The 12810-nt window shown below is 66.5% G+C and carries 10 protein-coding genes; 1 reads left to right on the top strand and 9 read right to left on the bottom strand.

What is annotated here, in order from left to right:
- Positions 1 to 10 precede the first annotated feature (10 nt).
- The 9 genes from flgL to flgF form a co-directional block, all read right to left on the bottom strand.
- The gene (gene flgL, locus RVX_RS02270) at positions 11 to 1534 is read right to left on the bottom strand and encodes a flagellar hook-associated protein FlgL (protein ID WP_116306694.1); all 1524 of its coding nucleotides are present in this window, start codon (positions 1532 to 1534) and stop codon (positions 11 to 13) included.
- An 18-nt stretch (positions 1535 to 1552) separates the two neighbouring features.
- Positions 1553 to 3661, bottom strand: a complete 2109-nt coding sequence (gene flgK, locus RVX_RS02265) for a flagellar hook-associated protein FlgK (protein WP_116306696.1) — start codon at positions 3659 to 3661, stop codon at positions 1553 to 1555.
- 1 nt (position 3662) lies between these two features.
- A complete protein-coding gene (gene flgN, locus RVX_RS02260; RefSeq protein ID WP_116306699.1) occupies positions 3663 to 4127 on the bottom strand; it encodes a flagellar export chaperone FlgN in 465 nt (154 codons plus the stop codon).
- 4 nt (positions 4128 to 4131) lie between these two features.
- Positions 4132 to 5865: a peptidoglycan DD-metalloendopeptidase family protein gene (locus RVX_RS02255; RefSeq protein ID WP_116306701.1), complete on the bottom strand. Its 1734-nt coding sequence runs from the start codon at positions 5863 to 5865 to the stop codon at positions 4132 to 4134.
- A 260-nt stretch (positions 5866 to 6125) separates the two neighbouring features.
- Positions 6126 to 7250, bottom strand: coding sequence for a flagellar basal body P-ring protein FlgI (locus RVX_RS02250; RefSeq protein WP_116306702.1), 1125 nt, complete (start codon positions 7248 to 7250; stop codon positions 6126 to 6128).
- A 726-nt stretch (positions 7251 to 7976) separates the two neighbouring features.
- Positions 7977 to 8693, bottom strand: a complete 717-nt coding sequence (locus RVX_RS02245) for a flagellar basal body L-ring protein FlgH (RefSeq protein WP_116306704.1) — start codon at positions 8691 to 8693, stop codon at positions 7977 to 7979.
- Positions 8694 to 8748: 55 nt separating this feature from the next.
- Complete coding sequence (flgA, locus tag RVX_RS02240) at positions 8749 to 9789, bottom strand: flagellar basal body P-ring formation chaperone FlgA (protein ID WP_116306707.1); 1041 nt, start codon at positions 9787 to 9789, stop codon at positions 8749 to 8751.
- A 16-nt stretch (positions 9790 to 9805) separates the two neighbouring features.
- Positions 9806 to 10588, bottom strand: a complete 783-nt coding sequence (gene flgG / locus RVX_RS02235) for a flagellar basal-body rod protein FlgG (protein WP_007526373.1) — start codon at positions 10586 to 10588, stop codon at positions 9806 to 9808.
- A 297-nt stretch (positions 10589 to 10885) separates the two neighbouring features.
- A complete protein-coding gene (gene flgF, locus RVX_RS02230) occupies positions 10886 to 11665 on the bottom strand; it encodes a flagellar basal-body rod protein FlgF (RefSeq protein ID WP_116306709.1) in 780 nt (259 codons plus the stop codon).
- A 450-nt stretch (positions 11666 to 12115) separates the two neighbouring features.
- Between flgF and rimP the strand changes: the two genes are divergently transcribed.
- Positions 12116 to 12796, top strand: coding sequence for a ribosome maturation factor RimP (gene rimP, locus RVX_RS02225; RefSeq protein ID WP_116306711.1), 681 nt, complete (start codon positions 12116 to 12118; stop codon positions 12794 to 12796).
- The last annotated feature ends 14 nt before the right edge of the window (positions 12797 to 12810 follow it).

Raw genomic sequence — 12810 nt, 5'->3', positions numbered from 1 at the left:
CCGCCGGCCCTTACAGGAAGTTCGTGAGGTTCATCTGCATGATCATGGAGGACGACTTGAGCACGCTGTTGTAGGTCAGCTGCTGCTGCGCGAGCTGCGTCATAAGCTTGGCCACGTCCACGTCCTCTATGTTGCTCATGCGCATGGTCTGGTCGTCTTCCTGCGTCTCGAGGATGCCTTGCACCACGTCGAGCCGGTTTTCCTTGCCGCCCACCCGCGCCGCCGCCGTCAGGATGACCTTGGAGGCGGTGCCAAGCTCGTCCAGCGCTTCCTGGATGCCGCTCTGGCCGTTGGTTTCGGTGTAGGCGATCAGCCTGCCCACCACCTCGAACAGGTTGCGCCCGTCGCCGTCGTACACCGCCGTGGCGCTGGACTGTCCCGGGGCCTGGTACAGGCCGCCGAAGATGTCCTTGCCCACGTTGTTCACCGACATGTATTCGCCGGGCGAAATCTCGAATTCCAGCGCGGCCCGGTGCGGCCGGATGACGAACTGGTCGCCCGCCGCCAGCGCGTTGCCCCCGTTGGAGGCCAGCGTCAGGAAGCCGCCGGGCACCAGCAGCGACACGGGGCCGCCCGTGCCGGACGCCACGGCCGGAATCCACGAGGAACCGCCGTCCATGCTGTACGAATAGCTGATGGGCCCGGCAAGCGTGCCCGCCTGGTCGATGCGCACCATCACGTCGCGCGAGAACGAGCCGTCGGCCGTGGCCGCGATGTTCTCCGCCCCGTACCGCTCCGCCGTGAGCCCTGTCGAATTGAAGTCGTCGCCCTTGTAGATGGCCGTGGGCCGAATGTACAGCCAGGTTCCGTTGTCCGCCTCATGCGCGTTGGCCGTGTCCACGGCGGTCACCGTGTCGCCCGGCGACATGGTGAGCCGCACCCCGCCCATCATCACCGGCGCGGCATTGGAGGCCAGGGTGCCGGTCTTCCAGGTGGAGCCGCCGTCCTCGGAATAGCGGTAGTCCAGGGCGTCGGTGCCGATGGTGCCCGATTCCAGGAACTGGAACACGATGGTGTTGCTGGCCCCGCCTTCCACGGTGAACGTGGTGTTGGACAGGGCCGGGTCGTTGGCGGTGACGGCAAGCCCCGCAACGTAGGCGGAGTTCTCGATCTTGTGCCCGGCGAAAATGTGCCGCCCTTCGTTCTCGGTGTTGGCCAGGTTGATGAGCTGCCCGTACAGCTCGCGCATCTCGTAGCTGATTTCCTTGCGGTTCTCCGGGCTCACCGTGCCGGTGGCCGCCTGTTCCGCCAGGGCCTTGATGCGGGTGATGACGGTGCTTACCTGGGTCAGCGTCTTGTCCGCGAGGCTCAGCCAGCTTTCCGCCTCGCCCACGTTCTTCTGGTACTGCTCGTTGGAGGCTATCGACGCGCGATAGTTCAGAATGCGGGCCATGCCCACGGGATCGTCCGACGGGCGGTTGACCTGCTTCTGGCTGGCAGCCTGCATGTTCGATTCCATGAGGTTGGACAACGCGTAGTTCATGTTCGAGATGTAGTTGTCGAACATGGTCCGCTGGGAAACGCGCCCTGCCATGAAAGCCTCCTTCCGCCGCTACTGCTTGAGGCCCAGCAGCGTCTGCATCATCTGGTCCGCCGTGGTCACCAGCTTGGCCGCCGCCTTGTAGGCGTGCTGGAACTTGACCAGGCTCGCCATCTCCTCGTCCAGGTTCACCCCGGACGAGGCGCTCTGCCGTTCGTCAAGATCCTTGGCCAAGGTTGCGGTATAGGCCGCGTTGAACTTGGTGGACGCGGTGTCCGCGCCCACGGTGGCCACGATGGCGCTGTAGTATTCCGACAGGGTCTGCGAACTGGCCCGCTCGAAGGTTGTGGAAATGGTCACGTCCTTGGTGGCCAGCCCGCCGATGGCAGCGGCGGTGTCGTTGTCGCCCTCGTTGGCCTCGCTGCCGCCGTTGACCTTGCCCGCATTGATGAAATTGGTGTCGCTGCGCACGTCGGGCCGCACCGCGATGGTGGAGGCGTCCGAACCCTGGAAGAAGGTGTTCAGGCCAAGCCCGGCCAGCAGCCCTGCGGAATCGTTGCCCACGCCGAGTTCGTAGCCGCTGTCGGCGCGCACCACCAGCTTGTTGTCCACGATGTCGGCGGTAAGGTACGTGCCGAAGGTGTTGTTGAGCGCGTCGCGCACGTCGTTCAGCGAATGCACGGCCGGGTCGAAGTTCTGGATGCCGGGGGTCACGGAATCGAAGTCCACGGGTCCCGAGGCGTTGGAAACGTAGGTTCCGCTGGCCGCGTCGTACACGTAGACGCTGAAGTTGCCCGCTTGCAGCCTGTCCAGCCAGGCCAGGCCGGAACTGTCCGACCCCAGGGCGATGGTGGGGTCGGCCACGCCGTAGGTGCCGCTCATGACCGACATGTGCTCGAGCCCGGCCCCCTGGCTGTGCAGGCGGTTCACTTCCCAGATCAGCGATTCGGACAGGGCGTTCACGCGGTCCACGTAGCGGCCCACCTGCGTGTCGCGAAAGATCATGTACCCGCCGATGGTGCCGCCGGTGATGCGCCGGGAGTTGTCGGTGCCGTCGGCCATGGTCTGGGGCGAGATGTTCAGCGGTGACGTGGTGGGCGTCACCCAGTAGATGCCGCTCTTGGGCGTGATGATGACCTGGTCGCCCACTTCGAGGTTCTGGGTGGCCCCGCTGAAGTAGACGTCGATGTCCTGCACCTTGACCTTCTGGTCTTCAGGGCGCGCGGCGAACAGCCGGTCGTTGCCGTTCTCGTCCTTGAGCCAGGTCTTGCCGCCGTCCAGCGAGACGCGGAACATGGCCGCGCCCGCGCCGCTGGTCACCGCGCCGGACTGCACCACTTCGAGGGTGTATTCGGACTCGTCCGAACCTTCGAAGTGCACCTCGCCGTCAAAATTCGAATTGGGCGTCAGCGATACGTTGGACTGCGGCCCCTGGTAGTCCAGCGAGAAGGCGTTCACCCCGTCCACCAGGGTATGCCCGGCCTTGGTGACCACGGTGAACTTGCCGCTGCCGTTGTCCACCACATCCACGTCGAGCTTCTGCGACAGTTCGCGCACCAGCAGGTTGCGGTTGTCGATGAGGGTGTTGGCGTTGTTCTTGCCCGGCTCGTCGTGCATCTCGATCTGCCGGTTCAGCTCCGCGATCTGCTTGATCAGGCTGTTGGCCTCGTCCACCTCCTGCTTCAGGTACTGGTCCATCTGCTGCTGCATGACGCGCAGGTTGGACTCGGCATTCTGCATGAGCTTCACGAGGTTGTCGGTGTGCGAAAGCAGCGCGTCGCGGCTGGCCTTGTCGTTGGGCCGCTGCGAAAGGGCCTGCCAGTCGGCGAAGAACTGCGACATGGCCGAGTTGATGCCGGGGGTGGACGATTCGTTGAACAGGCTCTCGACGCTCTGCAGCATCTCGTACTGCGCGTCCCAGCGGGACTGCTGCGAGGCCTTGTCGAGGTACGACTTTTCGACGAAGCCGTTGAAATAGCGATACACCTCGGCCGCATAGGCACCATTGCCAATCTGACCGGGCACGCCGTCGAGGGCGGGATATTCCTCGAAGCGCACCGCCTGGCGCGAATACCCCACGGTATTCACGTTGGCGATGTTGTTGCCCGTGGTCTGGATGGCGGTCTGGTTGGCCAGCAGCGACATCTGCCCCATGTTGAGCAGCGAGGTGACGCCGGCCATGCTAGAGCCTCCCGCGGATAAGCGCGGCCTCGGCGCGGGCGGTGGTCATGCCGCCCTTGCGGCCGTAGGTTTCCTGCTTGGGCGGAACCAGGCGGCGATGCAGGAAGTCCAGCAACTCCTGGCTCTGGTCCAGCAGGGCCAGGGCCAGGTCCGCGTTCAGCGAGGCCTGGCGGGCGCAATGCTGCTCCTGCGCGTCGATGCGGGCGATGATGGCGCGCACCTCCGCTCCCTGCTCCTCGGGCAGCATGTCCGCGTATTCCGAAAGCCGGGTGCGCTGCATGACCGCCTTCAGGTCCACGCGCTCGCAGGCCAGCTGGCGCATCAGTTCGTGGATGGAGAATTCCACCGCGCTCACGGCGTCGGGGTCGCGCCCGCGCAGGTGGGCAAACTCTTCCTCAAGCAGCAGCGCCAGCACCTCAAGGCCCTTGGTCTGCCGGACAAGATTGCCGCGTATCTGTTCGTACATGGGGTTATCCTCCAGGGCGGGTCAGCCGCGCCGACGGCCCGCCGGAAGCGAGGCTGCGCGCCGCGTATTCCGGGTTCACCGCCAGTTCGCCCTGCCGCACCTCGAAGTGAAGATGCGGCCCGGCAACGCGTCCCGTCCCCCCTGCCTTGGCAATTTCCGTGCCCGCGCGAACCGTGTCGCCCTCGCGCACGTCCAGGCTGCCATTGTGCCCGTAAAAGCTGCGCCAGCCGCCGGGGTGCTCCAGCACCACCAGCTTGCCGTAGTCGGCCCTATCTCCGGCAAAGACCACCTTGCCGTCCCACGCGGCGCGCACCGGGTCGCCCTCTGCCACGGCGATGTCCACGCCCGGATGCCAGGCCCGCTCGCCGGTCAGGGGGTCGTTGCGCCAGCCGAAACCGGAGGCGATGCGCCCCTCATGCGGCCAGGCCATGGGGCCGGGCGCGCCCGAAGCCACCGCCGGACCGCCCGTGGGCGAAGATTTGACGCCCGATACGGTAGATGCGGGAGACGAGGTGGCGGGGGACGCACCGACAGGGGAACCCGTGGCCGCAGCCGGATTCCCGCCAGACAACGGCGGGGAAACAGTGACGCCCGCCGGGCCTTCCGGCGCGGAACCCGCCGCATTTCCCGCGCCCTGCGCGGGGCTGCCGCTTGCGGCGGACTGCAATTCGGCGGCCGAGGGCGCACCCGAGGGCACGGTAAGCGCGCGCGTTGCCGCGGGCGAGGCCACCCGCTTCATGGCCCCGGTGCGATGCACGATGGGCGGACCCAACTGGGCGTCGCGCATGGGGCTGCGCACCTTGCGCGTGGTCTCGCCCGCCACCGAGGCGGCGGGAAGCCCGCGCGTGGGCCCGTCCTTGCCGGATCGCGAGGCACGGCGCTGGGGCGCGGCAACGGCCTGCGCCGCCCCGGCGGCGTCCACGGGATTCTGGAGATTTGGGGACGTTGGGGAATTCGGAGCATTCGGGGCGACCGGTGATGCGCCGGATGCGGCAGCTGCCGCGACCGCCGATGCGGGGGCGGCGCCTGCCGCGCCACCCGTGCCCGCAACACCCGCAGCAGGCACCCCGGCCAGGGCCGCCGTCCCGGTCGCGGCGGACGCCGGGGTTGCGGCCTCCGGCGCGGCGGCCACCTGGCGTTCCAGTTCGGCCAGATGCTGCCGCACAAGGTCATGCCCGCCCGCGCCGCCCTCCACGGCCGGGGCATCGCCGTGCGCCTCCGACGCATCCGACACCACGGGGGCCTCGGGGCTGGCGGGCTCGTACATGGACGAACCCTTGGCGGGCGCGCCGCCCTTCACGCCATCGGCACTGGGCGTCACCACGCGGGGCATCATCGACACCGGCTTCACCGGCACCGGCTCGCGCACCGAACTGGGGGCCGTGGTGCGGCTGGCGTCGGAAAGGCGGGTGGACAGCTGCTCGTAGATCATGTCGGCCAGGCCGATGCCCCCGGCGGAGGTCATCTTCTTGGCCAACTCCTGATCGTACATGGACTGCCACATTTCCTCTTCCTTGCTGTGCAGGTAGCCTTCCTTGGGCAGCGTGGCGCGCATCTGCTCCCACATCTTCTGCACGAAGATGGATTCGAACCCCTCGCACGCCTCGCGCAGCTTCTGTTCCTTGGACGGATCGTTGCGCAGGCGCTTGCGCAGGGCGTCCATCTCAAGCTTGCGCTGGGTAAGCTCGTGCTGGGCCGAGGCGGCGGTGGCGAGTTTGGGATCGACGGGAGCGGTCATGGCAAATCTCTCATCGTTTCAGCATGCTGAAAAATTACGAGGGGCCGCGCTGGCACTGTCTTTCAGGGCGCGCTTGCAAATGAGGAGTTTCGTTCGTTGGCGAGGAAAACAAGCCTGCCATGAGGGAGTGCGGCAGCCGTTGGGCGAGTTTGCGAGCCTTACGGATGGCGACCGCAGCGCGTACTCTTATCGTATTCGACCGATATGGCAGGCGAAGTTTGACAAAGCCAACGGGCGAAAGAACCATTTGCACGCGCGCCCTAAATGACTTCGAGGTCCGCATGCAACGCCCCCGCCGTCTTCATGGCCCGCAGGATGGATATCAGGTCGCGCGGGGTGGCGCCGATGGCGTTCAGCCCGTCCACCAGTTCCTGCAGGGTCGCGCCCTCCATGAGCATCAGGCGGCGGTTTTCCTCGCGCACGTTGATGTCGGTGCGCGGGGTGGCCACGGTCTGCCCCGAACTGAACGGGCCGGGCTGCGAAACATCCATGCCTTCCTGCACGGTGACCTGCAGGCTGCCGTGGGCCACGGCCACGCGGGATATGCGCACGTCGCGCCCCAGCACCACGGTGCCGGTCTTTTCGTCCACCACCACCTTGGCGGGGCCGTCGGGGGTGACCTCGATGTTCTCGATGGAGGCCATCAGCGGCACCAGGTTGCCCCGGTAGGCGGGCGGAACGTCCAGGGCCACGGTGGAGGCGTCCTGGGCCTTGGCGTAGCTGCCGCCCATGACCCGGTTAAGCCGCTCCACCACCTGCATGGTGGTGGAAAAGTCGGCGCTGGTCATGTGCAGGGTCAGCGTTTCCTGGCTGTTGAACTGGAAGGGAATGCCCCGCTCCACGATGCCCCCGCCGGGAATGGTGCCCACGGTGGTCACGTTCTTCTGGGCGCGGGCGGCCTGCCCTTCCACCGAAAAGCCGCCGAGAGCCAGCGGGCCCTGCGCCAGGCCGTACACCTTGCCGTCCACGCCCTTCAGCGGCGTGATCAGCAACACCCCGCCCTGAAGGCTGGTGGCGTCGCCCATGGACGACACGGTGACGTCCAGCCGGGTGCCCGGCTTTGCGGAAACGGGCATGCGCGTGGTGACCATGACGGCCGCCACGTTCTTGGGCTTCAGCTTGGCCTGGTCCACGGCCACGCCCATGCGCTCCAGCAGGTTGACCATGGAGCTCATGGTGAAGGTGGAGTCCTTCTTGTCGCCCGTGCCGCCAAGGCCCACCACCAGGCCGTAGCCCACCAGTTGGTTGTCGCGCACGCCGCCGAAGCTGGCGATGTCCTTGATGCGCACGGCCTGCGCGCCGCCCGGCAGGGCAAGCAGCCACAGGGCCGCAAGCAGCGGGACAATCAGGAGGCGGGCAGTGAGGATACGAAGGCTGGGCGACATGGCGTCTCTCCAAAAATCCGGCTGCGCGGGGCAGCCCGTTACGCGGCCCCCCGGTATGGCGGGAAAGGGCGCGCGGATTGCTGACGGTCAATGGATAGGCATTCCGCAGGGCGCGGGCACCGACGGGTATCCGACGGTATTCCGGCGCTGCCCATGGCTATTGCCAACACCGTGCCAGTGCGAAGGCGACGAGTCCGCCCGCATGCATCGTCAAACGGGATGTTCGCTCCGGTCATGTACCAACCCGTACACTCCCGTCGCGAACATCCCGTTTTCCTTGCCTGCGAACGGACTCGCCGCCTTCGCGCTACGCTATGCCTATAACTGGGAAAATGCACCGGCTCCTCTTCATCCCGCATTCTTGTGGCTATACTCCTTAATACCCGCGGCGGTCTTACGTCGCGGGGGGCTGTGCGGGCACGATGTGAGAAATTACGAGTTTTGCCACCGGGCAAGGCGGATTGGCGTTTTTGAGCGGAGCGTACTTTTGTACGTGAGCATCAAAAACGACAAGCCAACGCAGCCCGGAGGCAAAAGACGGATTTCGTCGACAGCGTGCCCGCGTTGGACCTAGCCTGCCAGCAACGTCCACCGCGCGGCGCGAACGCGGCAAGTCCTTCCGCAGGCAAGGAAAGCGGGGCCGCCGACGAGGGAGTGTACTCTTTGGTACTCGACCTCGTTGGCGGCCCCGCTTGACGAAGCATCCGGGCCAGCCCGGCGCATTTCCTAAAAGGGCCAGACGTTGTCCATCAGGCGGCTAAACCACCCCGGCTTCTGCTTGTCCGCCAGCACGCCCTTTCCGTAGTACTCGATGCGCGCGTCGGCCATCTGCGACGAGGTCACGGAGTTGTCCGAGGCCACGTCGCGGGCGCGCACCAGGCCGCTGACCACGATGTACTGGGTCTCGTCGTTGACGCGGGTTTCGCGCGCGCCTTCCACTTCCATCAGGCCGCCGGGCAGCACGCGCAGCACGCGGGCGGCGATGGTGGCGGTAACGGTGTTCTCGCGCGTGGTCTCGCCCGTGGCGTCATGCTTCGAGGTGGAGCTGGTGCCCAGGATGGGGTTGGTGCCCACCAGCCCCCCGAACGGCCCCGTGGGGTTCATGGGGTTGATGGACGCGCTGGACTGCCCGAAGAAGGCGCTGACGCCCAGCTCGTTGGTGGTGGTCTTGTCCGCGCTGGTATCGGCCTTGTTCTTGGCCTTGTTGGTTTCCACGATCTTGATCAGCACGATGTCCCCCACGCGGCGGGCACGGTTGTCGGAGAACAGGAACTCCGACTCCGATTCGCTGTACAGCGATCCGGGGTTGGCGGCCCTGTCCTCGGGCTCGGCGTAGGCCTGCGGCTGCGTGACGGGCGGCACCGGCGAGGGCTGCTTGCGGGCGGCGTTGCATCCGGAAAGCAGCAGCATGGCGCACCCGGCGGCGAGCAGTCTGCGTTTCATGACGGTTCTCCTTGGGCTTGCGAAGGGGGATTCAGTCCGGCAAGGTTCGTGCCCCTTACCGGGCGACCACCGTCCCCCCATCCTTAACGGCGGCATAAATCTGCCGCTTGCTTTGCATGTTGCGCACGGGAATGGTCTCGCCAAGGCCGCCGTCGGCCATGGCCTCGCCCTGCACCTGCAGGCGCACGGAACCGGATTCGTACAGCACCATCACCACGCTGCCGCGCCGCACGGTGGGCACGCCGGAAAGATCGCTCTGGTAGATCACCTGCTCGCCCCCGACGGGCCGCGCCAGCCGCCACGGGCCGCCACGGCCGTCCCACGCGGGCTCGCGCAGGTAGGCCAGGTTCTTGCGCACGTGAGTGACCTTGTCGGGGGTCAGCACCTCGTCCTTGTTCACGGGATGGGCGGCGCAAGGCACGTCGGCCCACACGTCGATGAAGGCGGAGCCGGTGAACTTGCGCACCGTGCTGCCGTCCACCTCGCGCACGGCAAAGCGCAGGGTGTTGCGGCCGGGGGCGGCGGCGGTGTTCTCCACCACCACCTGCTGCTGCGGGTGGGCCAGAAAGACATAGGGGGGCAAGCGGTAATCCTGCATGGATGCCTCGCCGGGCAAGGCGCCCATGGCGGGCGTCAAAGCGCTGACAGCCAGGGCGCGCAGGTCGCCCTCGCGCAGCACCGCGCCCCCGCGCTGGAGCACCAGGGTGCCGGGGTACAGGCACAGCGATTCGGTGTCGCGCAGGGCTTCGCGCAGGGCCTGTTGCAGGCGCGGACGGTTGACGCTCATGGGGCGGCCCGGCTCGGCGGGCGAGGGCCACAGGGGCGTGGCCGCCAGTTCGCGCCAGGTCTGCGGGGGAATGGGGCCCACCGGTTCGGCTATTTCGCCCAGGGTCACCGTGGCCCCGGACACCACGGCCGCGTCCAGCAGCCGGATGCGCCAGCCCGCGTCGGCGGTGCCCGCGCGCGCCGGGGCAAGGCCGAACGCCAGCAGGCCGATGGCAAGGGCCAGCGCCGCCAGCCAGGCCATGGGCCCGGCAAATGCGGACACCATGACGGCGGAGCGGTGGAGCGGTGCGGTGCGGTGATGGGCGGTCATGCGGTATCTCCCCGGTCTAGCGCTTCAACTGAACGGCGGTCTGCAACATGGTGTCCGAGGTCTGGATGGCCTTGGAATTCATTTCATAGGCGCGCTGGCCCACGATCATGTTCACCATCTCGTCCACCACCTCGACGTTGGACATTTCCAGAAAGCCCTGGGCGATGGTGCCCACGTTGTCTTCGCCGGGCACGCCTTCCACCGCCTCACCAGAGGCTTCGGACGGAATGTACAGGTTGCGGCCGCGTGCTTCGAGGCCCGCCGGGTTGATGAAGGTGTAGAGGGGGATGTCCGCGGCGGCCAGTTCAGCCCCATTGCTGTCCAGCGCCGAGATGTGCCCGTTTTCCGTCACCGTGATGTTCTTGGTTTCGGCGGGCACCGTGAATTCGGGCTGCAGGGTGTAGCCGTTGGCGGTCACCACCACCCCGTCCTGGTTCAGCTTGAACGCCCCGGCGCGGGTGTAGGCGTCCTCGCCGTTCACCTGCACCAGGAAAAAGCCGTCGCCTTCGATGGCGAGGTCCAGCGAGTTGCCGGTGTTGGAATAGTCGCCCTGGGTGAAGAACTTGTGCACCGTGGTGGGGCGCACGCCCATGCCCACCTGGATGCCGGTGGGAATGCGGTTGTCGCCTTCCGTGGCGGAACCGGCGATGCGCATGTTCTGGTACATGAGGTCCTCGAACTCCGCGCGGCTTTTCTTGAAGCTCGTGGTGTTCACGTTGGCGAGGTTGTTGGAGATCACGTCGATGTTGAGCTGCTGGGCCACCATGCCGGTGGCGGCCGTCCAGAGAGAACGCATCATGGCTGTTGTCTCCTTGCGAGGAGTTTGGTTCCGTCAGTTGTCCGGCGGTGCTTGCCCGCCAGCCAGGTGTTTGCAAACCGGATGCCGGATGCACCGGCCACGCATGCCCGCGCGGCGGCGGTTGTCAGTGGGAATGGCGGTGCGCTTCTTCGACGGGTGGCGGCGTGAGTAGGATTTTTGTTCTCTGCCGAGGAAGAATGGCTTTTTATGAAGGGAATATACTTTGATGGTATTTGACCGGAGTAAAAAGCCCTTCTGACGAAGGCAGAGGGCAAAAAGACACTCATGGCGCACCCGTCAGACTTTCTTGCCCACCTTCTGCGTGGCCTCCCGGTCTATGGAATCCGAGGTCTGCATCACCTTCTGGTAGGCCTCGAACTGGCGCTGGGCTTCGATCATGTTCACCATTTCGGAAACCACCTCGACGTTGGACGCCTCCAGGTAGCCCTGCGCCACGTAGGCCTTCTCGGCGGGCACCTCGCCCGCTGTGGAGCCCGGCCGCAGCCGGTACATGCTGCCCCCCAGCTTTTCCAGGGCGGTCAGGTCGTTCACGGTGACCAGGTTCAGCTGCCCCACCTGCACGCCGCCCGCGAATATCTGCCCGTCGTCGGAAATTTCCACCTGCTCGCCGGGCGGCAGGGCGATGTCGCCGCCGTCGCCCTGCACCGCGTGGCCCATGGGCGTCACCAACTGGCCGTCGGCGGTCTGCAGGAAATTGCCGTTGCGGGTGTAGAATTCGCCTTCGGGCGTGCGCACCTTGAAAAAGGCATTGCCAGAGATGGCCACGTCCAGCGGGTTGCCGGTGTAGCGCATGCTGCCCTGCTCGAATTCGGTGTGGGCCACGGCAATGCGGGGCCGGGCCACGTGCAGCGGCTCTGGAAAGAGCTTTTTCGAGCGCACGTTGGCGATGGGCTCCATGATCTGATCATGGGCGAACAATTGCATGGTATCCTTGAAGGATATGACGTCGCGCTTGTAGCCCGTCGTATTCACGTTCGCGAGATTGTTCGAGATGTTGTTCATGCGGTGCTCGTTGGTGAGCGCGCCGAACAGGCTCGACAACATGCCTTCCTGCATGCGTGCCTCCTTGCGGGCATGGTACCCGCGCCAAAGGCAATGCAAACCAGGGGCCATGCCAGGAAACTTCAACCATGCCGGTGCGGCGCGACGCTCGTCAGGCTCTCGCGGGACCTTCGCGCGGGGCATCACCGACGGAACCACGACGCTGTCCCGCCCCGCGCGGTCGCCCGCGCCCGGCGCGGGACGATCAGGATATACAGCGGGCGGACCGCGTTGCGCACCGCCGCGTGTTGACAGGCCTCCGGTTCCATACTATACACTCACGTCTTGACAGAAGCGGCTGCCGATATTCCCCTGGAATCGCTTCACGGAGCGCCACGCCTTACCGCTCCACGGCAACGCCGCTTCGACATCCTGAGGGCCGTACGCGGCCATTCCGGGTGGCCTTTCGGCCCCCTTTTTTTTTGCTGCGGCCCCGCCGCCCACGACAACGGAACACAACGACGAATGAGCATGCATCCCCTTCGCGACGCCGTCGCCGCCATCGCCACGCCCCTTGCCGACGCCTTGGGCATTGCCCTGTGGGGCATCGAGATACTTGTCGGGGGCCGCATGGTGGTGCGCGTGTACGTGGACGCGAAGCCGGGCGCGCCCCTGGCCGGGGCCGAACGGTCCGACGACGAAGGCGTCACCACCGAAGGTGTCACCCCGGAAGGTGCCACACCCGAGGGTGTCACGATAGACCAGTGCGCCCGCCTCTCGCGCCAGCTTGGCCTTGCCCTGGAAGTGGAAGACGTCATCCGCGACGCCTACGTGCTTGAAGTGTCCTCGCCCGGGCTCGAACGGCCCTTCTTCGAGGCCGCCCAGATGGCCCCCTACGCGGGGCGCACCATTGAACTCACCCTTGCGCTGCCCCACCCGGAATGGCCGGGCCGCCGCAAGTTCCGGGGCGACATCGTGCGGGTGGAAGGCGACACCCTCACCTTCCTGCCCGATGCCGCGCCCAGCCCCGACGCAGCCCCCGCCCCCCTTTCCGTGGCGTGGGAGGACGTGAAGAAGGCGCACCTCGTCCACATCTTTCCCGACACGACCCGGCCCCAGCCCGGCGGCAAGACCGGCCCGCGCAAGAAGGCGCAGCCGAAAAAGCCCGCACGGGGCGGCGCGCCGCACGACGACACCACGGACTAGGCCACCGATCCGGA

This window comes from Nitratidesulfovibrio sp. HK-II (assembly GCF_003402415.2).
Taxonomy (GTDB): Bacteria; Desulfobacterota; Desulfovibrionia; order Desulfovibrionales; family Desulfovibrionaceae; genus Cupidesulfovibrio.
This window is presented reverse-complemented; position numbering and strand designations above follow the sequence as displayed.